At 71.3% G+C, this 24199-nt stretch carries 20 protein-coding genes; 12 read left to right on the plus strand and 8 right to left on the minus strand.

Going from position 1 to position 24199, the window contains the following annotated elements; translation table 11 throughout:
• Window positions 1–119 precede the first annotated feature (119 nt).
• A complete protein-coding gene (locus tag IE97_RS0133545) occupies window positions 120–695 on the minus strand; it encodes a CGNR zinc finger domain-containing protein (protein ID WP_030249112.1) in 576 nt (191 codons plus the stop codon).
• 163 nt (window positions 696–858) lie between these two features.
• Here IE97_RS0133545 and IE97_RS0133550 point away from each other — a divergent pair, with 163 nt between their 5' ends.
• The 4 genes from IE97_RS0133550 to IE97_RS0133565 all read left to right on the plus strand — a co-directional run bounded on the left by IE97_RS0133550 (window position 859) and on the right by IE97_RS0133565 (window position 3778).
• Window positions 859–1314, plus strand: a complete 456-nt coding sequence (locus IE97_RS0133550) for a VOC family protein (protein ID WP_030249116.1) — start codon at window positions 859–861, stop codon at window positions 1312–1314.
• Between the two features lie 61 nt (window positions 1315–1375).
• Window positions 1376–2308, plus strand: coding sequence for a pyridoxamine 5'-phosphate oxidase family protein (locus IE97_RS0133555; RefSeq protein WP_030249120.1), 933 nt, complete (start codon window positions 1376–1378; stop codon window positions 2306–2308).
• Window positions 2309–2357: 49 nt separating this feature from the next.
• Complete coding sequence (locus IE97_RS0133560) at window positions 2358–2555, plus strand: ferredoxin (protein ID WP_030249123.1); 198 nt, start codon at window positions 2358–2360, stop codon at window positions 2553–2555.
• Entirely contained in the window at window positions 2552–3778 is a 1227-nt protein-coding gene (locus IE97_RS0133565) for an NAD(P)/FAD-dependent oxidoreductase (protein ID WP_037845185.1), read from the plus strand. Before IE97_RS0133560 ends, IE97_RS0133565 begins: the two co-directional genes overlap by 4 nt.
• A 131-nt stretch (window positions 3779–3909) precedes the next feature.
• On the opposite strand, the gene IE97_RS0133570 is transcribed toward IE97_RS0133565, so the two are convergent.
• From IE97_RS0133570 to hemE, 3 genes are all read right to left on the minus strand, one after another.
• Window positions 3910–5208, minus strand: a complete 1299-nt coding sequence (locus IE97_RS0133570) for an MFS transporter (RefSeq protein ID WP_030249132.1) — start codon at window positions 5206–5208, stop codon at window positions 3910–3912.
• Window positions 5205–6332 carry a PLP-dependent cysteine synthase family protein gene (locus IE97_RS0133575; protein ID WP_030249135.1) on the minus strand — a complete coding sequence of 376 codons (1128 nt, stop codon included), beginning with the start codon at window positions 6330–6332 and terminating at the stop codon, window positions 5205–5207. The genes IE97_RS0133570 and IE97_RS0133575 overlap by 4 nt, the downstream gene beginning before the upstream one ends.
• 1344 nt (window positions 6333–7676) lie before the next feature.
• Window positions 7677–8744: a uroporphyrinogen decarboxylase gene (gene hemE / locus IE97_RS0133585; protein WP_030249141.1), complete on the minus strand. Its 1068-nt coding sequence runs from the start codon at window positions 8742–8744 to the stop codon at window positions 7677–7679.
• A 101-nt stretch (window positions 8745–8845) separates the two neighbouring features.
• Between hemE and IE97_RS0133590 the strand changes: the two genes are divergently transcribed.
• The 3 genes from IE97_RS0133590 (at window position 8846) to IE97_RS0133600 (ending at window position 12061) form a co-directional block, all read left to right on the plus strand.
• Window positions 8846–9520 carry a DUF3000 domain-containing protein gene (locus IE97_RS0133590; RefSeq protein WP_078603474.1) on the plus strand — a complete coding sequence of 225 codons (675 nt, stop codon included), beginning with the start codon at window positions 8846–8848 and terminating at the stop codon, window positions 9518–9520.
• Window positions 9521–9917: 397 nt separating this feature from the next.
• Complete coding sequence (locus IE97_RS0133595) at window positions 9918–10580, plus strand: response regulator transcription factor (protein WP_030249151.1); 663 nt, start codon at window positions 9918–9920, stop codon at window positions 10578–10580.
• A gap of 185 nt (window positions 10581–10765) precedes the next feature.
• On the plus strand, window positions 10766–12061 hold the full coding sequence (locus tag IE97_RS0133600) for a ribonuclease D (RefSeq protein WP_030249155.1): 1296 nt from the start codon (window positions 10766–10768) through the stop codon (window positions 12059–12061).
• Window positions 12062–12090: 29 nt separating this feature from the next.
• On the opposite strand, the gene IE97_RS0133605 is transcribed toward IE97_RS0133600, so the two are convergent.
• Genes IE97_RS0133605 through IE97_RS0133615 form a run of 3 tightly spaced genes read right to left on the minus strand, consistent with a single transcriptional unit; the run spans window position 12091 to window position 15178 of the window.
• Complete coding sequence (locus tag IE97_RS0133605) at window positions 12091–12921, minus strand: carbohydrate ABC transporter permease (protein WP_030249158.1); 831 nt, start codon at window positions 12919–12921, stop codon at window positions 12091–12093.
• Window positions 12918–13865, minus strand: a complete 948-nt coding sequence (locus IE97_RS0133610) for a carbohydrate ABC transporter permease (RefSeq protein ID WP_030249162.1) — start codon at window positions 13863–13865, stop codon at window positions 12918–12920. Before IE97_RS0133610 ends, IE97_RS0133605 begins: the two co-directional genes overlap by 4 nt.
• Window positions 13865–15178, minus strand: coding sequence for an ABC transporter substrate-binding protein (locus IE97_RS0133615; protein WP_030249166.1), 1314 nt, complete (start codon window positions 15176–15178; stop codon window positions 13865–13867). Before IE97_RS0133615 ends, IE97_RS0133610 begins: the two co-directional genes overlap by 1 nt.
• 163 nt (window positions 15179–15341) lie before the next feature.
• Here IE97_RS0133615 and IE97_RS38870 point away from each other — a divergent pair, with 163 nt between their 5' ends.
• From IE97_RS38870 to IE97_RS0133635, 4 genes are all read left to right on the plus strand, one after another.
• Window positions 15342–17969 carry a glycoside hydrolase family 2 protein gene (locus tag IE97_RS38870; protein ID WP_037845190.1) on the plus strand — a complete coding sequence of 876 codons (2628 nt, stop codon included), beginning with the start codon at window positions 15342–15344 and terminating at the stop codon, window positions 17967–17969.
• A complete protein-coding gene (locus IE97_RS0133625) occupies window positions 17966–19003 on the plus strand; it encodes a LacI family DNA-binding transcriptional regulator (RefSeq protein WP_030249175.1) in 1038 nt (345 codons plus the stop codon). The genes IE97_RS38870 and IE97_RS0133625 overlap by 4 nt, the downstream gene beginning before the upstream one ends.
• A gap of 109 nt (window positions 19004–19112) precedes the next feature.
• Window positions 19113–20330, plus strand: a complete 1218-nt coding sequence (locus IE97_RS0133630; protein ID WP_030249179.1) for a thiolase family protein — start codon at window positions 19113–19115, stop codon at window positions 20328–20330.
• Window positions 20327–22456: a 3-hydroxyacyl-CoA dehydrogenase NAD-binding domain-containing protein gene (locus IE97_RS0133635; protein ID WP_030249184.1), complete on the plus strand. Its 2130-nt coding sequence runs from the start codon at window positions 20327–20329 to the stop codon at window positions 22454–22456. Before IE97_RS0133630 ends, IE97_RS0133635 begins: the two co-directional genes overlap by 4 nt.
• 95 nt (window positions 22457–22551) lie before the next feature.
• Here IE97_RS0133635 and IE97_RS0133640 read toward each other — a convergent pair whose 3' ends face one another.
• Window positions 22552–23568 (minus strand): hypothetical protein, encoded by a 1017-nt coding sequence (locus IE97_RS0133640; RefSeq protein WP_030249188.1) that lies wholly within the window; start codon window positions 23566–23568, stop codon window positions 22552–22554.
• 52 nt (window positions 23569–23620) lie between these two features.
• On the opposite strand from IE97_RS0133640, the gene IE97_RS0133645 reads away from it, so the two are divergent.
• Window positions 23621–23992, plus strand: coding sequence for a hypothetical protein (locus IE97_RS0133645; RefSeq protein WP_030249191.1), 372 nt, complete (start codon window positions 23621–23623; stop codon window positions 23990–23992).
• Window positions 23993–24199 lie beyond the last annotated feature (207 nt).

The raw sequence follows: 24199 nt of genomic DNA on the forward strand, positions 1-24199 counted from the left end.
TACGCGGCCCGCCGGTCGGGCCGTGTGCGAGGGCCCGGGCCTCGGATGTTCACGAGGCCCGGGCCCTTCGGCGTACGCGTCCCGGCCGGCCACCGCCCGGGCCTGTCGCGGCGCGCCGGTCAGAGAGGGTTCTGACGGGCGTAGTGGCGGCGGGCCTTGGCGCGGTTGCCGCAGCCCGCCATCGAGCACCAGCGCCGGGTTCCGTTCTTCGAGACGTCGTAGAAGTGCAGCACGCACTCGTCGTTGGAGCAGGGGCGTATCCGGTCGGGGCGGTCGGCGAGCAGCCGCAGGAAGTTCTCGGCCGCCGACCAGGCCGGCAGCCAGGACGGCTCGTCCACCTCGACCACGGTGTCGGGCCGGCCGTCGGGACGCAGCAGGTGGCGGACCAGGCCGTGCGCCAGAACGTCGTTGAGGGCGGTCGCGGCGCCCGGGGCCGGGTGGTGCAGGGCCGTGACCGCCTTGTCGAGGGCGGTGCGGGCCTGAAGGAGCCGCTCCAGGGTGCTCTCGTCGGCCGGTACGGGACGGTCGCCGAGACTCTGGCGGACCGGGGGGCTGCCCAGCCACACGGCCAGGCCGGCGACGGAGTCGAGCAGGTCGTGGCGGCCCCCGGCGTCGATCCACCGGGTGTTGAGCAGGTCGATGGAAAGGGGCTCTCCGGTCAGCGGCCGGGGGTCGGCCTCGGTGGGCGACGGCACAGGCCAGGTCCTTCCTGCGGGGCGGAGACGGACGGAATCACCCCACCAACGATAACCGGTCATTCCTTGATCACCGGTTGACGATCGTCAACCTAACCACTAACTTCATTTTCAACGGTTACGGGAACGCCTCGTGGCCCCTACAGAAGGCATGTGATTGACGATGAGCAAGGCACCCAACCTGCAGACCGGCCACGTCGGACTGAACGTCACGGACCTGGACCGCTCCCTGCCCTTCTACCGCGAGGTCTTCGACTTCGAGGTCATGGCCGAAGGCAAGGACGAGGGCCGCCGCTGGGCCTTCCTCGGCCGCGGCTCCCGCCTGCTCGTCACCCTCTGGCAGCAGAGCGGCACCGCCTTCGCCGCGGACCGGGCCGGCCTGCACCACCTCTCCTTCCAGGTCGACACCATCGAAGAGGTCAGGGCCACCGAAGAGGTGCTGCGCGGCCTGGGCGCCGAGTTCAACTACGCCGGCGTCGTGCCGCACGGCGAGAGCGCCACCTCCGGCGGCATCTTCTTCACCGACCCCGACGGCATCCGTCTGGAGGTCTACGCCCCCACCGGGGCCGACCCGGCCGACGCCCCGACCACCGGCACGCCGACCTGCGGCTTCTTCTAGGAAGCGACCACACCCCACATCGGTCGCCGCCCACACTTCGGACCCTTCGGAAAGGAACGCCGTGGCCACGTATCACAGCGGTGAGATCGCGGTGCAGAAGCGTGCGGCTCTCACCGACCAGGCACACTTCTCCCTCGGCGGCATCGGCGACTCCGTCCCCGCGGTCGCGGCGGAATTCCTCGCCGAACAGCCGATGATCGTCGTGGGGAGCACCGATCGCGCGGGCCGCGTCTGGGCCACCCAGCTGACGGGGGCACCCGGGTTCCTCCGGGTGCCCGACCCCCGCACCCTCGTCATCGACGCGCTCCCGATCCGGGAGGACCCGCTGTCAGCGGTACTGGCGGAAGCCGGGGCCGACGGTCCGGCCCGGATCGGGATGATCGCCATCGAGCCCGCCACCCGGCGCCGGATGCGGATGAACGGCAGGGCCGTCCGGGACGGCGGCGGCCTGCGCGTCGACCTCGACCAGGTCATCGCCAACTGCCCCAAGTACATACAGAAGCGCGACCACCACGCCCTGCCGCCGACCGAGGAGGCGATGGCGGCCGGGGCCCGTACCGTCACCGAAGGCACGGAACTCAGCGCCGCCCAGCTCCGGGCGGTGAGCGCCGCGGACACCTTCTTCATCGCCACCGCCTCCGACCGGGGCGACGCGGACGCCTCGCACCGCGGCGGAAACCCCGGTTTCGTACGGGTTCTCTCCCCGACGCTGCTGCGCTGGCCCGACTACGCGGGGAACGCCATGTTCCTCACGCTCGGCAACCTGCTGCTCAACCCGGCCGCGGGCATCGTCGTCCCCGACTGGGAAACGGGCTCCTCGCTCCAGCTGACCGGCACCGCACGCATCGTGTGGGACGCGGAGGAGGTCGCGCCGATTCCCGGCGCGCAACGACTGGTGGAGTTCTCCGTCGAGGCCGTACGGGAGATCTCGGCGGCCTCGCCCCTGCGCTGGACGGCGCCCGGCTACTCGCGCTTCAACCCGCCGGTGGCCTGAGCGGCACCGGCCCCCTTACTCGACCTTGCACCCCGCAACGGAGCCAGACATGCAGATCACCGTGGACATGAACCTCTGCGAGAGCCACGGGCAGTGCGTCTTCGCGGCGCCCGAGATCTTCTCCTTCGACGACGAGGACTACCTCGTGTACGACGCCGGGCCGTCCGAGGCCCTGCGTGACAAGGCCGAGAAGGCCGCCGCCGTCTGCCCGGTGCGCGCCATCACCGTCGGTCCGGCCGCCCCGTGAGCCGCACCGACCCCCGCGGACTGCTCATCGTGGGTGCCTCCCTGGCCGGACTGCGCACGGCCGAGGCCCTGCGCGCCCAGGGCTTCACCGGTGCGCTGACCATCGTCGGCGACGAACCCCACCGGCCGTACGACCGCCCGCCGCTGTCGAAGCAGGTCCTGACCTCCGACGGGCCGCCCCCGGGCGCCGAACTGCCGCTGTCCGGGGATCTCGAGGCCCGCTGGCTGCTCGGCGGGCCGGCGGTCCGCCTCGATGAGGGCACGAGGACCGTCACCCTGTCCGACGGGACGCACCTGCCCTTCGACGGGCTGCTCATCGCGACCGGTTCGACCGCGCGCGGCTGGCCCGCGGACCGGCCGGCACCGCCACGGGGTGTGTTCACCCTCCGCGGGCGGGACGACGCGCTGGCGCTGCGGGCCGAACTCGTGCCGGGGCGGCGGCTCGTCGTGGTGGGGGCGGGCTTCCTCGGCGGCGAGATCGCCGCCGCTGCCCGTGGCCGGGGTCTCGACGTCACGCTGGTCGAGGCGGGTGCCCAGCCGCTGCAACGCGCCATCGGCGCCGAGGGCGGCGCCTTCATGGCCGCGCTGCATCGCGAGGCGGGCATCGACCTGCGGACCGGCACCACGGTCACGGACTTCCGCTCGTCGGCCGATGGCCGGATCACCGGCCTCCGCCTCTCCGACGGCACCGAGTTGCCCGCCGACAGCGCCGTGCTGGCCCTCGGAGCGGTCCCCGCCACCGGCTGGCTGACCGGATCCGGCCTCGCCATCGAGGGCGGCGTGCGCTGCGATCCGTATCTGCGCGCCCTGCGCACCGACGGAACGGTGGTGCCCGGTGTGGTCGCCGCCGGCGACGTCGCCAAGGTGCCGCAACCGCTGGCCGACGGCACCGCACTGGCGCTGGGCCACTGGACCAACGCCGTGGAACAGTCGGCCACCGCCGCGCACACGCTCCTCAACCCGGCTGCCCCACAGCCCTACACGGGCGTGCCGTCCTTCTGGTCGGACCTGCACGGCGTCAAGGTCCGCTCAGTCGGCCTGCCTGCCGCGGCGGACGAGGCCCGCGTCGTCGAGTACGACCTCGAAGCCCGCCGCCTCGACATCACCTACCATCGGGCCGGCCGACTGGTCGGAGCCTTGACCATCGGCCGAACGAACCGCCTCGCGGCCTACCGCAACGCACTGCGGCAACCGTTGGAGGAGTTGCCGCGGGCCGCCGCCTGACGAACACCCGCACAGGCGGTGTACTCCTCCGGCGGGGGCGTCTTTGACACCCGGGAACCTGGCCGCTGCCGCGGGGCCGTGGGGGCGGGGCACCGTGCGGTGCCCCGCCCCCGGGCCGGAGGGCCGTCGGGTCAGACGGTCGCGGCCAGCGGCTCGGAGGCCGGCGCCGCCAGTCGGCCGGTGCGGTGCAGGCCGTACAGGGAGGCCGCGCAGGCCAGGCCGAGCGCGCACAGCGTGATCCAGGGCAGTGCGGGCATCCCGGCCGCGCGGGCGGCGTCGAGCGCGGCGCCCGTGCCCAGGTTGCCGACGGTGATACCGATGCCGCAGATCGTGTTGTACAGCCCGTAGTGAGTGGCGACGAGACGGTCACCGGAGAGGCGGACGATGGTGTCCATCTCGAACGGGTAGGCGATCATCGTGCCGAGGGCCAGCAGCAGCGCGGCGAGCGTCGGCGGTGCCGCCGCGAGCAGCCACAGCCCGATCCCGGACTCCGGTACCGGCACGGCGGTGGCGAGCAGCAGGGGCACGAAGGCCAGCCCCATCGCCGCCAGCCCCCGCACGAGCGCCTGTCCCGGCTCGTACCGCGCCCTGCACCACGCCGTCACCCGCGTCTGCCCGAGAATCGTGCTCAGCCCGGAGACGGCGAAGAGCACCGCCACCGCCGCCGTGCCGGACTCCCCGTCACCGCCGAGCCGGCGCACCTCCAAGGGCAGCGCCAGATAGACCTGGAAGGACAGGACGTACGAACCGATCATCGCGACGGAGAAGAGCAGGAACGGCCGGTTGGCGAGGATGCCGCGCCACTGGGCGAGTACGCCCTGATCGCCGTCGCCGTCCTGCCGCCCGGTGTCCTCGGACCTTCGGGCGGGCAGCGCGCGGATCTGTACGGCGCTCAGCAGCGCGAAGATCGCGGCGGACACCAGGCACGTGACGCGGAAGTCCACCCCGGTCAGCACCATGCCCACCAGCGGGCCGAGCAGGATACCGGCCTGGTAGAACACGTTGAACAAGGCGAACGCCTCGACCCTGCGCTCCCCCGCGTCGGCCGCGAGGTACGCCCGTACGGCCGGGTTGAACAGCGCACCGGCCAGCCCTGTTGCCGCGGAGGCGGCGAGCAGGGCAGGCAGGGAGTCGACCAGTCCGAGCGTCGCGAAGCCGAGGGTGCGCAGCACGCACCCGGCGACGATCATCGGCTTGTAGCCGAGCCGGTCGGCGAGCGTGCCGCCGACCAGGAACATGCCCTGCTGGCTGAAGTTCCGTACGCCGAGGACGAGTCCCACGATCCAGCCGGCCAGGCCGAGGGTGCCGGAGAGGTGGGCGGCGAGATACGGCATCAGCATGTAGAAGCCGAGGTTGATGGTGAACTGGTTGACCATCAACAGCCGGACGCTGCGGTCGTACGAGCGGACCTGGGTGAACAGCCCCTTCACCGGTCCTCCTCCGAAGCGCCGGACTCGGCGTCCGACACGTCCTGAGCGCCTTGCAGAGTGAGGGGATCGACGACGGTGGTGCACCGGGTCCAGCGGGTGACCTCCTTCTCGTCCAAGCGGCCGATCAGTTCCGGTTCGGGCGCCGGTGGGGAGTTCAGCAGGCCGTGGGCGACGCAGTAGTCGTCGTCGTAGACCGTCCCCAGGTAACGCTGGGGGCCATCGGGGAAGATCGCGACGATCCGTGCGTCCGCGGGCATCGTCCGGGCCAGCCAGCCGGCCACCAACGCGACCGCGCCGACGCTCCAGCCGCCGGTGGCGTAGTGGGAGGCGGCCAGTCGGCGGCACGTCCACACGGCCTCGTGCGGGGCGACCCAGTGCACCTCTGAGAAGTTCTCGTAGGCGACGTTGCGGGGGTGGATGCTGGAGCCGAGCCCACGCATCAGCCGGGGCCGTGCGGGCTGGCCGAAGATCGTCGAACCGGTCGTGTCCACCCCGACGACGGTCAGCTCCGGATAGAGCTGGCGCAGGACCCGGGAGACACCGGCCGAATGGCCCCCGGTACCGACGCTGCACACCAGTACGTCGATGTGGCCCATCTCGGAGGCGAGTTCAAGAGCCAGCGGGGTGTAGGCGGCGACGTTGTCGGGGTTGCTGTACTGGTCCGGGCACCAGGAGCCGGGGTCCTGCTCCAGCAGCCGCTGCACGCGGTCGCGGCGAGCCTGCTGCCAGCCGCCCGTGGGGTGCGGCTCGGAGACGACGTTGACCTGGGCGCCGTACGCGGTCAGCAGCCGGGTCATGGACAGTTCCAGGCCTGGGTCGGTGACCAGCGTGACCGGGTGGCCGTACACCATGCCGGCCAGCGCCAGCCCCAGGCCCAGGGTCCCGCTGGTGGACTCGATGATCCGCCCGCCGGGCCGCAGGTCACCACGGGCCCGGGCCCGCTCCACCATGTGCAGCCCCGGACGGTCCTTGATGCCGCCGGGGTTGAACCCTTCGAGCTTCGCCCAGAAGCCACGCCCGGCCGGGGCCAGCGGCTCCGACACCCGCAGCAGCGGGGTGTTGCCCACCAGCCCGGACAGGGCGGCCTGGCCCGAGGGGATCGCGGCCTTGGTCAATGACTGCATGTCTGTGTGTTCACTCTCGCTCGATGAATTACCGGTGCGGGTTCATCTCGCGCGTCCTGGCCATGGGGCGGACCATGCGTCCGCGTCCGGGCCATGGGCACGCGGCAGCCGCGACGTCGGTCGGCTGCGAGCGAGCGGTCTAGATCCGCCACCGCGATGTGACGACGAGCGCCACGCGGCCAGTGCGTGCGCTGCGGCGTCTGCGAAACCCCGGCCGTACGAGGGGCCTGCCCACCACCGCGGACACCGCGAACAGTACGGCGACGGCCATCGCGCCGAGGGCAAGTTCCTCGGTCGGCTGGGCCGCGGTCCGCACGATCACATCCGCCGCACAGTCCTCGGCCCCATGGGGAGCGTGGGGCCCATGAGGGTCCCCGCCCGCGGCCGTCGCCGAGAATCCGGCAGGCGCGGAAACCGCCTCGTGCGTCTCCTGAGACACGCCATGCACGGCGCACAGCAGGAGTGCCATCACGAGGACGCCGCGGACCGCCGAGACGAGTCGGCGCCATAAGGGAGAGCCGCGGAAGGCCGATGGGGCATGTGTGAGCGTAGGGAAATGTGTCGGCACAGGTCCTCCGCGCTGCTGCCACGTCTCCGGCAGGGCGGAGCGAGGAGCAGGCATGGGTGGGGGCAGGACGGCTTCGACGAACATGACGCCCGGTCATGATCAAGGGACAGGACGCCCGTCGCGCGGTACCAGCCGAACCGGTGACACCCGGCAGGCCGGTGAGAGGAGCTCCGTCCTCCTAGACCTGCCGCACCACGGAGGCTGCTCTCAGAGCCACGGGAGACGCACCGTCCATGCGGCCACCAGCGGTCGCGCCTCGAACAGTTGGGGCGTCGTAGGAACTGGACGATCCGCGAACCGACGGTGTGAAGCAGGGCCCTGCCAGAGCTGAACCCTGCGGGGGTTGCCCGGACACGCAGTGCTCGCCAGGATGTGACGGCTCATGGCCGCCGCGGTGATCGTCGGTTTCCCCGGCGAACGGCGGCGCCGGCGCGACGGCCGCCTGGCCGACACCGTCGGCCGGCGATGCGGCGGGAACCATTGCGCTGGTGGAGAGATGCCCCTGGGCACTCTCCACATGAACGCCGTGCGTGATGAGGACACCGAACAGGAGCACGGCCAAGGCCGGCACGCGCAACAGCGGACCCGCACCGGAGCGGGTCCTGACGCTGCGCCAGAGCGACCAAGCCGTAACCATGCCGTGATCCTAGCGGCTCATCGGTGGTGATCGACCACCACTCCTGAAACACCGGGTTAACTCGTCGGAGTGAGGCGCTGCGCGCTCGAGGTCAGGCAGCTCGCGTACGAGCCCGGCCCCTGAGGGAAGGCAGCCCTCGTCAGCGGGCCGTCCGTGTGTGGACGTACTCCACCAGCCGGGTCAGCGCGTCGGGGTCCGTGGACGGCATGACGCCGTGGCCGAGGTTGAAGACGTGGCCGTCCAGGCCCGCCGCCGCGTCCAGGACCTCCCGGGTCTTCGCCTCGACGGCCTCCGTCGGCGCGAACAGCACGGTCGGGTCGAGGTTGCCCTGGAGCGCCTTGCCGGGGCCGACGCGGCGGGCGGCCTCGTCCAGCGGGACGCGCCAGTCGACGCCGACGACGTCCGCGCCGGCCTCGCTCATGAGCGGGAGCAGCTCGCCGGTGCCGACGCCGAAGTGGATGCGCGGGACGCCGTAACCGGCCACGGCGTCGAAGACCTTCGCCGACGCCGGCAGCACGGAGCGCCGGTAGTCGGCCGGGGCCAGGGCGCCCGCCCAGGAGTCGAACAACTGGACCGCGGAGGCGCCCGCCTCGATCTGCACCTTCAGGAACGCCGCCGTGATGCCGGCGAGGCGGTCGAGCAGGTCGGCCCAGAGCTCGGGGTCGCCGTACATCATCGCCTTGGCGTTCTCGTACGTGCGGGAGGGGCCGCCCTCGACGAGGTAGCTGGCGAGGGTGAAGGGGGCGCCGGCGAAGCCGATGAGGGGCGTGGCGCCGAGCTCCCGGGTGAGCAGCCCGATGGCCTCGGTGACGTACGAGACGTCCTCGGGGGTCAGGTCACGCAGCTGCGCGAGATCGGCGCGGGTGCGGATCGGGCGCTCGACGACCGGGCCGACGCCCGGCTTGATGTCGAGGTCGACGCCGATGGCCTTGAGGGGGACGACGATGTCACTGAAGTAGATCGCCGCGTCCACGCCGTGCCGGCGCACCGGCTGGAGCGTGATCTCGGTGACGAGTTCCGGCCGCATGCAGGACTCCAGCATCGGAATGCCCTCGCGCACCTTGCGGTACTCCGGCAGTGAGCGCCCGGCCTGCCGCATGAACCACACCGGGGTGTGCGGTACGGGCTCGCGCCGGCAGGCCTTGAGGAAGGCGGAGTCGTACGTGGCGGACGGCTGCTGGGCCCGGGGGGCGTCGTTGGCACTCACGGGCCAAGTTTCGCACGCCGCCGAGCGGCGTGATTCAGCCCCTGGAGAGGCGCGGGGTGTCTAGCCCGGCACCCGGGCTCAGGTCCCCGTAATCTTCCCGCATGGCTGCGGCTCAGGGACGACTGTCGGACGGCGCTGGCGGAATGGACGAAGCGAAGGACACCGAGAAAGACCGGCGGGAGGCGGACACCGCCCCGCTGCCCTTCCGGGCCGCCGTCGAGGCGCTCAGGGCGGCGCGGCTGCGCCCCCAGATCGAGGTCGAGCCGACTCCCCCGCCGAAACGGCTCGCCCCCTACTCCTATGCGCTGGAGGCCGCGGTCGTCGACGGCGACCAGGACCTGGCCGACGGCCGGCTGGTGCTGCTGCACGACCCGGCCGGGCACGACGCCTGGCGGGGCACGTTCCGGCTGGTGACGCTGGTGCGCGCGGAACTGGAGCCGGAGATGGCCGCGGACCCGCTGCTGCCGGAGGTGTGCTGGTCCTGGCTGACCGGCGCGCTCCAGGCGCGCGGCCTGACGTACGGGGAGCCGAGCGGCACGGTCACGCGGGCGAGCTCCCACTACTTCGGCGGGCTGTCCGAGCGCCCTGCCGCCTCGCAGATCGAGATCCGGGCGTCGTGGACGCCGCGCGAGGGCTTGGGCGGGGTGCCGGACACGGCCGCGCACCTGGCCTCCTGGTGCGACCTGCTCGCCCAGATCGCCGGGCTGCCGCCGGCCGGGCCAGGAGACGCCTCGGTGGTGACGCTGCCGCAGCGGCGGGACCCGCAGTCCCGCTGACCGGCCCCGCACCTCCCGGCCCTCACCCCTCAACGATCGACCCTGCGCGCCGATCGACCTCACACCGATCGATTTCACACCGATCGACCTCGCACTGATCGACCTTGCACGAGGCGGTCAACTCCGGCCTGTCGACGATCACACCTGCGTACCTCTCTTGGCCGAATCACTTTGTCGATACGGCCACTTTCGACCGCGTAGCGACCCAGAGCGAAACCGTTCGACCTTCGAATGATCGACCGCGTGTCCGAATTGCACGGATTGTTATCACCGATTCGTGATCATTCTCTAAAGGCGGACGTGTTCGGTGCCGAAGACGACTGTGACCTTGAAAAGCACGGTTCGTCCCGGCTTCACCCCCCACGAGCCGGCCCCGTCCCGCACCCCAGGAGGCCTGGTGTCCGTTCTCCTCGAGCAGCCCGCAAGCCTGGTCGCCTACCGCCCGAACAAGCCCACCGCCATGGTGGTCGTGGCCGACCCGCGCGTCCGCTCCACCGTCACCCGCCATCTGTGGGCGCTCGGTGTGCGCGATGTCATCGAGGCCTCGTCCGTCGCGGAGGCTCGTCCCCGCATCGGCAACCCCCGGGATATCTGCGTCGCCGACGTCCACCTGCCGGACGGATCCGGCCTCACCCTGCTGTCGGAGACCCGCGCCGCGGGCTGGCCCAACGGGCTCGCCCTCTCCGCGGCCGACGACATCGGCGCCGTGCGCAACGCGCTCGCCGGCGGTGTGAAGGGCTACGTCGTCACCGGCACCCGCACCAACATCGGGCTCCCCACCCGCCCGGGCGCCGCCCCCATCGGCGCCGCCGCCGCACGCCTGCACCGTCGCCCCCCGGGTGCCCCGAGCCACCCGGGCGGCTACCGCGAGCTGTCCGGCCGCGAGGTCGAGGTACTGCGACTGGTGGCGGAGGGCCAGTCGAACAAGGCGATCGGCGTCTCGATGGGCCTGTCCGCCCTGACCGTGAAGAGCCACCTCGCCCGCATCGCCCGCAAGCTCGGCACGGGCGACCGGGCAGGGATGGTCGCGGTGGCGTTGCGGACCGGGATCATCCACTGACCGCCCCACGGTGACCCTTTGTGATCATTCGCTCACGTGAACGAGGAACCGTCGTTCCCGTTCACGTCTCTCATGTCTCGCGAACCCCTTTTCTTTCCCCGACCTGACTGGTTTGCGACCCTCGGGTGCCCGTCGCCGGAACGTTCCGTCGGCGGGCGCTGTCCATCCACGGATACCCTTGACAGGTGACCGACGCCCACGAGACCGCAGCAGACAGCTCACTGCGAACCACCGGAGGCGCCCCTCCGGACGACGGCGGAACTTCTGTTACGGAGGCGCCGATCCCTTTGCTCGAACCGCGTGAGGGCATTCCGCCCGTGATCGCGGACGAGGCCGCCCTGGCCCGGGTCATCGCCGCCTTCGAGGCGGGCACCGGCCCGGTGGCCGTCGACGCCGAGCGGGCGTCCGGCTACCGCTACGGGCAGCGCGCCTACCTGGTGCAGCTGCGCCGCCAGGGCGCCGGCACCGCACTGATCGACCCCGTGGCCTGCCCCGACCTGTCCGCCCTGGGCGAGGCCCTGTCGGGTGCCGAGTGGGTCCTGCACGCCGCCACCCAGGACCTGCCCTGTCTGCGTGAGATAGGCATGGTGCCGACGCGGCTGTTCGACACCGAGCTGGCCGGCCGGCTCGCCGGGTTCCCCCGCGTCGGCCTCGGCGCGATGGTCGAGGGCGTCCTCGGTTTCGTCCTGGAGAAGGGACACTCCGCCGTCGACTGGTCCACCCGTCCGCTGCCCGAGCCCTGGCTGCGGTACGCGGCGCTGGACGTCGAGCTGCTCGTCGACCTGCGCGACGCGCTGGAGAAGGAACTGGACCGGCAGGGCAAGCTGGACTGGGCCCGCCAGGAGTTCGACGCGATCGCCTCGGCCCCGCCGCCGGAGCCCCGTAAGGACCCCTGGCGGCGTACGTCCGGGATGCACAAGGTGCGCCGGCGGCGGCAGCTGGCCGTCGTGCGGGAGCTGTGGCAGACCCGGGACCGGATCGCACAGCGGCGGGACATCTCGCCCGGCAAGGTGCTCGGCGACGCGGCGATCGTGGAAGCGGCACTGGCACTTCCGGCCAACGTGCACGCGCTCGCCGCGCTGAACGGTTTCGGACACCGGATGAGCAAGCGGCAGCTGGAGCAGTGGCAGGCGGCCGTCGACCGGGCGAAGGCCCTGAGCGAGGCGCAGTTGCCGCAGCCGGGGCAGCCGGTCGCGGGACCTCCGCCGCCCCGCGCTTGGGCTGACAAGGATCCCGAGGCCGCGGCGCGGTTGTCGGCGGCGCGGGCCGCCGTTTCCGCCCTCGCCGAGCAGCTCAACATGCCGCAGGAGAACCTGATCACACCGGATACGGTGCGACGGGTTTGCTGGGAGCCGCCCGCGGAAGTCGACACCGAGTCCGTGGCGGCCGCGCTGGCGGGTCACGGCGCGCGTCAGTGGCAGGTCGAGCAGGTGGCGCCGGTGCTGGTCGGGGCGCTGGCCGCGAAGGGGGCCCAGCCGTAGCGGTGCTCGTCCTACGGCGGCGAAGGACCTCACTTCGTGGCACCTTGCGTGAAACCGTTGTAGATGAACCGCTGCAGGAGCAGGAAGACGACCAGGGTCGGGACGATGACCAGGATCGTCCCCGCCGAGATGGTCTCCCAGTGGGCGCCGAAGGGGCCCTTGAAGCGGAACAGGGACGTCGAGATCACGCCAAGGTCTTCGGAGGGCATGTAGAGGAAGGGGATGTAGAAATCGTTGTAGACGTTGATCCCCTTCACGATGACGACCGTCGCGATCGCGGGCTTGAGCAACGGGAAGATGACCTTCCGGTAGATCGTGAAGGCGTTGGCGCCGTCGAGGCGGGCCGACTCGTCCAGTGAGACGGGGATGGACCTCACGAACTGCAGGAAGATGTAGATCGAGACGATGTCCGTCCCCATGTAGAGGGCGATCGGCGCCCACAGGCTGTCGAACATGCCGAGGCTGTTGACGATCTGGAAGGTGGCCACCTGGGTGGTCACCCCGGGTACCAGCGCGGCGACCAGGAACAGGGCCAGCACCAGCTTGCGGAAGCGGAACCGGAAGCGGTCGATGGCGTACGCCGTCATGGAGCCGATGAGGACCGTGCCGCCGATGGCGACGACCAGGATGATCGCGGTGTTGCCGAAGGCCGAGAGCATCCGGCCGTCCTGGAACGCCGTGACGTAGTTGTGGACGTTGAACGGGTCGTCGGGCAGCGTGAGAGCGCCGCTGTCGCCGGCCATCTCCCCCGAGGTCTTCAGCGAGGTCAGGAAGACCACGGTGAGCGGCAGCAGCACGACCAGCGTCGCGAGGACCAGGGACAGGTACACAAGGGCACGGGCCACGGCTCTGCGCGTCATACGAGGTCCACCTTGTCGTCCGGGACGAGGCGCCGCTGCACCCAGGTCACCGCCAGGATGATCAGCAGCAGTACGACGGCCGCCGCCGAGGCGAGGCCCGTCTTGTTGAACTGGAAGGCCAGCTTCACGGTCTGGATCACGAAGGTCTCGGTGCCGGTCGCGCCGCCGGTCATGATGTACGGGATCTCGAAGACGGACAGTGACCCGGAGACGGAGAGGATCACCGACAGGCTCAGCACGGGCCGGATGCCGGGCGCGATGATGTGCCGGAACTGCTGCCAGCGGTTCGCCCCGTCCAGTTCGGCCGCCTCGTACAGCTCCCCCGGGATGGCCTGGATCGCGCCGAGGAAGAGGACGAAGTTCAGGCCCAGGTAGCGCCAGACCGACACGGCGGCGAGCGAGGCGTTCGCGGACGTCGGGGTGGAGAGCCAGGCGCGGTCCGTCTCCGCGCCGAACAGGGCGAGGACGGAGTCGAGGGTGCCGCCGTCCTGGAAGAAGTAGAGGAAGACGAAGCCGATCGCCACTCCGTTGATCAGGTACGGGAAGAACAGCACGCCCTTGAAGAAGTTCCGGAAGCGGACGTTGAAGCTGAGGATCGTGGCGAAGTAGAGCGCGGCGACGATCTGGAGGACCGAGGCCGCCAGGTAGTAGCCGCTGACCCAGAAGACCTCGAACAGTTCGGGGCGAGTGAAGAGTTCGGTGTAGTTCCCGGCCCCCGTGTAGTGCAGCTCCGGGCTCACACCGTCCCAGTCGGTGAAGCCGTACGCGACCATGTTGGCGATCGGCGCGTACGTGAAGACGATCAGCAGCGTGAGCGGGACGAGCAGGAAGAGCCAGGGGGTGGCCCCGCGCCACCGGCGTGCGGCGCGCGGGGCGGGGGCCGGTCCGGGTCCGGGCGGCCCGGGCACCGACGCGCGGGCCGCCTTCGCGGTCGTGTCCGTCATCAGGACCCCAGCGACTTCTGCGTCTCGGTCCACTTCTTCGCGAGGTCGTCCAGGAAGTCGTCCAGGCTGCCCTTGGTGGCGCCGCGGGCGAGATCGACCAGATCCTGGCGGTAGCCGGGCTTGTTGATGCCGACCTCGGACTGGTTGTCGATGGTCTTCACCTCGGCGCCCTTGCTGTCGTCGAGGTCGAGGATCCTCACCCCGGCCTCCTCGTACGGCTTCAGGACGTCGGGCAGCGGGGCGGACCTGAGCGGGGACAGCGCCAGGTTGTCCGCCGCGTAACCGGACTTGTCGGTGAACCAGTCGATCCAGGCGCGGGCGGCGGCCTTGTGCTCGGAGTGGATGTTGACGGCCTGGTTGTAGTCGGGCAGCGCCACCGCGCAGAACGTGCCGTTCTTCTGGGCCGGGAAGGGCATGAACCCGATGTCGCCGGGGTTCACGCCCGCCTGCTTCGCCGCGCCCCGCATCTGGATGACGGCCCAGGAGCCGAGCCACATCGTGGCGATCTCGCCCTTGGCCAGCTTCGGCTTGGACGCCTCCCAGTTGGTCGTCGTCGGGTCCTTCTCGACGAGCCCCTCGCGCACGATGTCGTGGAGCAGCGTGTCGGCTGTGCGCAGGTCGGCGCCCTCGGCCCACGGGTCGCCCTCGGCGAGCTTGGTGGTGGCCTGCTCGTCGCAGCTGACCGAGCCGTTGACCTGAGTCCACTGGGTGAGCGGCCACATGTCCTTGAAGTTGGTGTAGTACGGGACCGCGTCGGTCCGGGACTTGATCGCCTTGAGGTCGGCGAGGAACTCGGACGGGGTCTTCGGCCAGTCGGTGATACCGGCTTCCTGCCACACCTTCTTGTTGTAGATGAAGCCCGGGACCGCGCCGAGCGGGCTCTGGCCGTAGACCTTGCCCCCGACCGTGGTGTAGTCGGTGAAGCGGTACTTCTTGCTCCGCTCGGCCTGACTGCCCAGCGAGGCGAAGAACCTGGGGTAGTCCTTCTTCTCGATCACCCCGGGGATCATGAGGACGTCGCCGTAGTTCTCCGTGTTCATACGGATCTTGACTTCGCCCTCGTAGTCGGTGATTCCGTCGAACTCGACTTTCACCTTGGGGTAGGTCTTGCTGAACTCGGCGGCGTACTTCTTCATCGTCCCGTCCTGCACGAGGTCGGTCCGGTGGGTGAGGACGGTGATGGTCCCGCTGACCTTGGCGGGGTCGTCGGGCGCCTCGGCATCCGCGCCCTTCGAGGTTCCTCCGGTGCCGGTGCAGCCGGAGGCCAGCAGGGCGGCGCCCACGGCGAGGGCGAGGACGGTACGGCGGTTCATGTGCATCAGCTCCGTTCGCGGAGAGGAACTCGGGACGGAAGAGCACGTGCGGTATGGCTGGTTCGGCACTCTGACAGCGCTTTCTCAACCGGTAAAGTCCCATTCCCGCCAAGGCTGAGAATCCTGTACACGACTCTTCACTGGACCGGTTAAGGGAGTGCGCATGCTGGAGGCCACACCGCTCGGCGACGGATGGATCCTGCGGCACGAGCCGGACGCGCTGCCGGCGTCCGTGCCCGGCTGCGTGCACACCGACCTGATGGCGGCCGGGGTGATCCCCGACCCGTTCCTGGGCCGGAACGAGGCCGAGGTGGCGTGGGTGGGGCGCCGGGACTGGACGTACGAGCGGCAGCTCACGGCCCTGTCCGGGCAGGAACAGACCGACCTGGTCTTCGACGGGCTCGACACCGTCGCCGAGATCTCCCTGGACGGGCGGCTGCTGGGCACGGTGCGGAACATGCACCGCTCGTACCGGTTCGACGTGACGGGGCTGTCCGGGCTGCTGTCCGTGCGGTTCGTCTCCGCGTACGCCGAGGCCGAGGCGGTGCGGGGGCGGCTGGGCGAGCGGCCCGCGGCCTACGCCGAGCCCTACCAGTACCTGCGCAAGATGGCCTGCTCGTTCGGCTGGGACTGGGGGCCGACCCTGGTGACGGCCGGGATCTGGCGGCCGGTGCGGCTGGAGCACTGGTCGACGGCCCGGATCGCCCGGGTGCGTCCGCTGGTCACCGTCGAGGAGGCCGTGGGCGTCGTCGAACTGGACGTCGACGTCGAACGGACCCGGGTCGAGGCGCCGCTCACCGTGGAGGGGACGGTGGGCGACGTCCGGGCCCGTGTCGAGGTGGACGGCGCGCACGGCGTGGTACGGCTCCGGGTCCCGGAACCGGAGTTGTGGTGGCCACGCGGCTACGGCGAACAGCCGCTGTACGACGTGGAGTTGCGGCTGCTGCACGGCGAGGACACGCTGGACGTGTGGCGGCGGCGGATCGGCTTCCGGACCGTGGAACTGGACCGGCGGCCGGACGCGCACGGCAGCGGCTTCACCCTGGTCGTCAACGGCGAGCGGCTGTTCGCGCGGGGCGTCAACTGGATCCCCGACGACGTCTTCCCCTCCCGGATCACCCGGGAGCGCTACCGGGAGCGGCTGGAGCAGGCGGCCGGGGCGGGTGTGGACCTGGTGCGGGTCTGGGGCGGCGGGATCTACGAGAGCGAGGACTTCTACGACGCCTGCGACGAACTCGGGCTGCTGGTCTGGCAGGACTTCCCGTTCGCCTGCGCGGCCTACCCGGAGGAGCAGCCGCTGCGCGGTGAGGTGGAGGCCGAGGCGCGGGAGAACGTCGTACGGCTGATGCCGCACCCGTCGCTGGTGCTGTGGAACGGCAACAACGAGAACCTGTGGGGCTTCCGGGACTGGGAGTGGGAGGCGAGGCTGGCCGGGGACTCCTGGGGCGAGGGCTACTACCTGGGCGTACTGCCGCGGGTGGTGGCCGAGTCGGACCCGACCCGGCCGTACACGGCGGGCAGCCCCTGGTCGGGGTCCTGGCGGCACCATCCGAACGACCCGGCGCACGGCACGCACCACTCGTGGGAGGTGTGGAACCGGGAGGACTACGCCGACTACCGCCTGAACGTGCCGCGGTTCGTCGCCGAGTTCGGCTGGCAGGCGCCGCCCGCGTACGCCACACTCCGGCGCGCGCTGCCCGGCGAGGAACTCACGCCAAACTCCCCCGGCATGCTGCACCACCAGAAGGCCGACGACGGCAACGGAAAGCTGGAGCGGGGGCTGGCCCGTCACTTCGCCGTGCCGGACGGGGACTTCGACCGCTGGCACTACCTCACGCAGCTCAACCAGGCGCGGGCGATCGCGGCCGGGGTCGAGCACTGGCGCGCGCACTGGCCGGTGTGCGCGGGCACGGTCGTCTGGCAGCTCAACGACTGCTGGCCGGTGACCTCCTGGGCGGCGATCGACGGGGACGGCCGCGAGAAGCCGCTGTACCACGAGCTGAAGCGGCTGTACGCCGACCGGTTGCTGACGATCCAGCCGGGGGACGGCGGTCTGGTGCTGGCCGTGGTCAACCAGGGGGCGGAGGAGTGGAGGGTGGCGCTGACCCTGCGGCGGATGTCCGTCGAGGGGGAGGTGCTGGGGCACGCTGCCGTGGAGGTGAGGGCCGGGGGGCGGAGCGTGGCACGGGTCGACGTCCCTCGGGAGCTGACGCCGGTCGGGACGAAGGAGTTCCTCGTAGCGGATGCGGAGGTGGGGGCGGGGGCGGACACGGGTGTTGGGACGGGCGCGGGCGCTGGCGTAGGCGCGGGCGCTGGCGTGAACACGGCTGCGGGCACGGGCGCAGGCGTAGGCGCTGGCACGGCTGCCGGCACGGGGGCGGGCGCGGGCGCTGGCGTGGACACAGCTGCCGGCACGGGCGTAGGCGCGGGTGCTGGCACGGGCGCTGGCGCCAGGGCGGGCAGGGATGCCGGCGTCGGCTTCGGCAGGGATACGGGTGCGGGTGCCGGTGGGCTGCGGGCGCTGTACTTTCCGGTGCCCGACCGGGAAATCCCCTACCCCGAACCACGGTTCGACGTCGCTCTGGCACCCGGCGGCATCACCGTGACCGCCCGGACTCTGGTACGCGACCTGCTGCTGCAGGCCGACCGGCTGGATCCGGAGGCGAGGGCCGACCGGGGGCCGGTCACGCTGCTGCCGGGCGAAGAGGTGACCATCGGGGTGCGCGGCTGGAAGACCCCGGACGCGGAGAGCGCTCGTTCGGCCCTGTACTGCGTGGAGCCCACCCGATGACGGCAACGCCGGCCCCCCGCGTCACCATCAGGGACGTCGCCGCGCGCGCCGGTGTCTCCAAAGGTGCCGTGTCGCTCGCCTTCAACCACAAGCCCGGGTTGTCGGAGGCGACCCGGGACCGGATCTTCCGGGCGGCGCGGGAACTGGGCTGGGCGCCGAACCCCACGGCGCGGACCCTGGCCGGTTCGCGCGTGGACGTGGTGGGGCTCGCGGTGTGCCGGCCGGCCCGGATGCTCGGGCTCGAGCCCTGGTACATGGAGTTCGTCTCGGGCGTGGAGAGCGTCCTGGCCGAGCACTCCTGCTCACTGCTGCTGAGACTCGTACGGAGCATGGACGAGGAGGCGGCGGTCCAGGAGGCATGGTGGCGGGGGCGGCAGATCGGCGGGTCGATCCTCGTCGACTTCCAGGACGACGACCCCCGCGTGGGCCTGATGCAGCGGCTCGGACTGCCGGCGGTCGCCGTCGGGCATCCCGCGCTGACCGGAGGGCTCACGTCCGTGTGGACGGACGACGCCACGGCCGTGACGGAGGCCGTGCGGTATCTGGCCGCGCTCGGGCACCGGCGCATCGCCCGGGTGGGCGGGACGGCAGCGCTCGGTCACACGGCGATCCGGACGGCGGCGTTCGACGAGGCGGCGGGGGCGCTGGCGCTGGCCGGGGCGTGGCAGGTGGCGACGGACTTCTCCGGCGACGCGGGAGCACGGGCGACTCGGTCGCTGCTGATGGCCGACGCGCCGGACCGTCCGACGGCGATCGTGTACGACAACGACATCATGGCGGTGGCGGGGCTGTCGGTGGCCGCGGAGATGGGCCTGCGGGTGCCGGAGGACGTGTCGCTGCTGGCCTGGGACGACTCGCAGCTGTGCCGGCTGACGCATCCGACGTTGTCCGCGATGAGCCATGACGTGCACGGGTTCGGGGCGGAGGTGGCCCGGACGCTGTTCTCGGTGATCGCAGGGGGTGAGAGCGGGTCGCACCCTGTTCCCACCCCCGTGCTGACACCCAGGGGGTCCACGGCCCCGCCGAAGATGTGACCGGTGTGACCTTCACCGCTCGCCATGTCAGGACTGGGCAGCTACGTTACTCATAAGTAGCATGGGATGAGCAAGCGCTCAGCGTCCTGGACCCTGGAGGAGAGCCATCGTGCCTCGTACCGTCAGGGACGTCGTCTTCGTCGACGGCGTCCGCACCCCGTTCGGCAAGGCGGGCCCGAAGGGCATCTACCACGAGACCCGTGCCGACGACCTCGTCGTGAAGGCGATCCGGGAGCTGCTGCGCCGCAACCCCGGTCTCGACCCGAAGAAGATCGACGAGGTCGCCATCGCCGCGACCACGCAGATCGGCGACCAGGGCCTCACCATCGGCCGCACGGCGGGCATCCTCGCCGGGCTGCCGCAGTCCGTGCCCGGTTACTCCATCGACCGCATGTGCGCCGGCGCGCTGACCGCCGTCACCACGGTGGCCGGCTCCGTCGCCTTCGGGGCGTACGACGTCGCCATCGCCGGCGGTGTCGAGCACATGGGCCGCCACCCCATGGGCGAGGGCGTCGACCCGAACCCGCGGTTCGTGAGCGAGAAGCTGGTCGACGAGTCCGCCCTGTTCATGGGCATGACCGCGGAGAACCTGCACGACCGTTACCCGCAGATCACCAAGCTGCGCGCCGACGAGTACGCCGTGCGCTCCCAGGAGAAGGCCGCCAAGGCGTACGCCAACGGCAAGATCCAGGCCGACCTGGTGCCGATCTCCGTTCGCCGCACCTCCCCCGAGGCCGGCGAGACGGGCTGGGGCCTGGTCACCGCCGACGAGCCGATGCGCCCGGGCACGACCCTGGAGAACCTGCAGGGCCTCAAGACCCCGTTCCGCGTCCACGGCCGGGTCACCGCCGGTAACGCGGCCGGTCTGAACGACGGCGCCACCGCCTCGCTCATCGCCTCCGAGGACTTCGCGCGGGAGCACGACCTCCCCGTGAAGATGCGCCTGGTCTCCTACTCCTTCGCGGGCGTGGAGCCGGAGGTCATGGGCTACGGCCCGATCCCGGCCACGGAGAAGGCGCTGGCCCAGGCCGGCCTGTCGATCTCCGACATCGGCCTGTTCGAGATCAACGAGGCCTTCGCCGTCCAGGTCCTGGCCTTCCTCGACCACTACGGCATCGCCGACGACGACGAGCGCGTCAACCAGTACGGCGGCGCCATCGCCTTCGGCCACCCGCTGGCCTCCTCCGGCGTCCGCCTGATGACGCAGCTGGCCCGCCAGTTCGAGGAGCAGCCGCACGTCCGCTACGGCCTGACCACCATGTGCGTCGGCTTCGGCATGGGCGCGACGGTCATCTGGGAGAACCCGCACTTCGAGGGGGACAAGTGAGCACCACCGCCGAGCTTCTGAAGCAGGCTTCCGAACTGTTCCCGGACGAGGTCGTCACGAGTGCGCACGTACGCCACTTCGACCTCCCCCTGGGCGCCGGCCGCTTCGCCCTGATCACCCTGGACAACGGCCTGGACCACACCAAGCCGACCACCTTCGGCCCGGCCTCGCTGGCGAACCTCAACTCCGCCATCGACCAGGTCGAGAAGGAGGCCGCGGACGGCGAGATCGTCGGCGTCGGCATCACCGGCAAGCCGTTCATCTTCGCGGTCGGCGCCGACCTCAAGGGCGTGGAGATCCTCAAGGAGCACGAGCACGCCCTCGCCATCGGCAAGGGCGGCCACGAGGTCTTCAAGCGGCTGTCCAAGCTGGCCGTGCCGAGCTTCGCCTACTACAACGGCGCCGCGATGGGCGGCGGTGTCGAGGTCGGTCTGCACTGCACCTACCGGACCGTCTCCGCGGCCCTCCCGGCGTTCTCCCTCCCCGAGGTGTTCCTGGGCCTGGTCCCGGGCTGGGGCGGCTGCACGCTGCTGCCGAACCTGATCGGCGCCGACAAGGCCGTCTCGGTGATCATCGAGAACAGCCTCAACCAGAACAAGCAGCTCAAGGGCAAGCAGGTCCACGAGCTCGGGATCGCCGACGCGATCTTCGAGGGCGCGGACTTCCTGGAGCAGTCCCTGATCTGGACCGCGTCCGTCCTCAAGGGCGAGATCGAGATCGAGCGCCCGGTGATCGACCGCGGCGAGGCCTGGGACCAGGCCGTCGCCAAGGGCCGCTTCATCGCCGACTCCAAGGTGCACGGCGCGGCCCCCGCCGCCTACCGTGCCCTGGACATCATCGCCGCCGCCAAGAACGGCGACCTGCAGCAGGGCTACGACGCCGAGGACAAGGCGCTCGCCGACCTCATCATGGGCGGCGAACTGCGCGCCGGCATCTACGCCTTCAACCTGGTGCAGAAGCGCGGCAAGCGCCCGGCCGGTGCCCCGGACAAGAGCCTGGCCCGCCCGGTCACCAAGGTGGGTGTCGTCGGCGCCGGTCTGATGGCCAGCCAGCTCGCCCTGCTGTTCCTGCGCCGCCTGGAGGTGCCGGTCGTGCTGACCGACATCGACCAGGAGCGCGTCGACAAGGGTGTGGGCTACGTCCACGCCGAGATCGACAAGCTGCTGGGCAAGGGCCGTGTCAACCAGGACAAGGCCAACCGCCTCAAGGCGCTGGTCTCCGGTGTGCTGGACAAGGCCGAGGGCTTCGCGGACGCCGACTTCATCATCGAAGCGGTCTTCGAGGAGATGGGCGTCAAGCAGAAGGTGTTCGCGGAGGTCGAGGCGGTCGCCCCGGCGCACGCGATCCTCGCCACCAACACCTCCTCGCTGTCGGTGTCGGAGATGGCATCGAAGCTGCAGCACCCCGAGCGGGTCGTCGGCTTCCACTTCTTCAACCCGGTCGCCGTACTGCCGCTGCTGGAGATCGTCCGCGGTGAGAAGACCGACGACGCCTCCCTCGCCACCGCGTTCGGCGTCGCCAAGAAGCTGAAGAAGACCGCGGTCCTCACCAAGGACGCCCCGGCGTTCGTCGTGAACCGCATCCTGACCCGCTTCATGGGCGAGATCCAGAACGTCATCGACGAGGGCACCCCCGTCGAGGTCGCCGAGAAGGCCATCGAGCCGCTCGGTCTGCCCATGTCGCCGCTGGTCCTGCTTGAGCTGGTCGGCCCGGCGATCGGCCTGCACGTCTCCGAGACGCTCAACCGGGCGTTCCCGGACCGCTTCAAGGTCTCCCCGAACCTCAAGGCGGTCGTCGAGGCGGGCAAGCGCGGCTTCTACGTCTACGACAGCGGCAAGCCCGAGCTCGACCCGGAGGTCGCCGCGCTGCTGAAGCAGGGCGACACCGTCCTGACGGAGGAGCAGGTCCGCACCCGCGTGCTCGACGCGGTGGCGCAGGAGATCGGCATCATGCTCGACGAGGGCGTCGTCGCCGAGGCGCAGGACATCGACCTCTGCCTCATCACGGGCGCCGGCTGGCCGTTCCACCTGGGCGGCATCACGCCGTACCTGGACCGCGAGGGAGTCTCCGAGCGCGTGAACGGCAAGAAGTTCCTGGCTCCGGGCGTGGCGAGCGTCCCGGCGTAACGCGTCACCCCTGAGGGGGGCGGGCGTACGGTGACCATCCGTGCACCCGCCCCCCTCTTCCCGTCTCCGGCGGTCTCCGCCCGGGAACGGGCGAGTCAGATCTCCCGCCAGGCCTCCAGCGCGAGCCCTGGCTCGTCCTTGCGACGGGTGAGCAGCAGCTTCCCGGTCGACGGTGTGAGGGACGCCGCGACGACCTCGCCCTGCTCGTCCAGCGCCACCGAGACCACGGCGTCGGCGGGCAAGCGGGGCCCCGACTCCGTCCACCAGGCACCGGCCGACTCCCGCTCGGTCGGATAGGCGGCGAAGGCGACCCGGCCGCTGGCCGACCGCTGGGCGAGCACCGTGCAGTCGTGCCCCTCGATGTCACAGCGCACGGCGGACACCGGCCCCGGCCCGGCGGCGGCGAGGAGCGTCACCGGCTTCCCGCCCGGCCGCCAGACGCACAGGTCACCGGAGAGGTCCGTGAAGAAGAGGGAGGTCTGCTCGGCGGACGTGGCCAGCGCCCGCAGGGTCCCCGTCCGGACAGCCGCGTCCACCCCCTCGGACCGCACCGGCGTCTTCCCGTCCCCCTCCTGACGCCAGTGCAGAATCCCTCCCGGCACGGCGGCGTACACCTCGACCAGCCCAGACTCCCCGGTCACGGCGGCCAACTCCCCCTCGACGCCCTGCCCTTCGAGGTTCTGCCAGCCTCCCCAGCCGCCCTTCACCTTCTGATTCCGCAGACTCACCCCGCCGTCCTTGTTCCGGACGAAGACATAGGCCCGCCCCGCACCGTCGACGGCGACGGCCGGCGGGCCCGTCCGGTCGCCCTTCTTGTCGGGGTGCCCGATCGAAACCCAGTCCAGGGGCGCGAGCCGGGGCCGGAAGTGGGTGGAGTGCACGAGGCCCGACTCACCCAGCACGGTGGGCCGCCAGGCAGCCAGGTGGGCATACCCGTCGGCCCCCTGTCCGACCGCCGGGCCCGGGTGCAGCTTCTGGCTGCCGCCGACGGTGCGAGGGGCGTCCCAGGGGCCGGCGGGGCCTCGTTCGGCACGGCACAGGACGGCGTCGCCGGAGGGAAGGTAGACGGTGAGGCGGCCGTCGCGGCCGCGGATGAGCCAGTCGCCGTTCACCGGTTCACCTTACGTGGGCGCGCCGGATGGGCGTCGTGCGACCCTGCCTTGCATGAACAGCAACGCAGCCCTGCTTGTGGTCGTCGATGGAGCGAATGTCGTCGGGTCGGTGCCGGACGGCTGGTGGCGGGATCGGCGAGGGGCGGCGGAGCGGTTGCGGGACCGGCTGGCGTCGGAGGGGGTTCCGGGTGTGGCCGGGCCGGTGGAGATCGTTCTTGTGGTGGAGGGGGCGGCACGGGGCGTGGAGTCCGTGTCGGGGGTGCGGGTCGAGTCGGCGCCGGGTAGCGGGGACGATCACATCGTGGAGGTCGTGGCCTCGGCCGGCGAACGTTCCGTGCTGGTGGTGACGGCGGACCGCGAGCTGCGGGGGCGGGTTGCGGAGCTTGGGGCGGAGGTGGCGGGGCCGCGTACGGTTCGTCCGTAGGGCGGGTTACTGCGCAGCTCGGCGCTGCGGGGTGCTCGGCGTTGGTGCTGAGGGCGGGGCGTTGCGCAGCCCGGCGGTGCGGGGTGCCGCTGCGCCCACCCGTGCCGCCCCCAGCGGCACGACTGCCCGCAGCGACGGCCGACAGCGGCTGAGCGGGAGCGCGCCCGCACCCGCGCACGCACGGAAGGGGACGTGTCGGGGGGTGTC

The sequence above is a fragment of the Streptomyces sp. NRRL S-455 genome (assembly GCF_000717875.1).
In the GTDB taxonomy this organism is placed as follows: Bacteria; Actinomycetota; Actinomycetes; order Streptomycetales; family Streptomycetaceae; genus Streptomyces.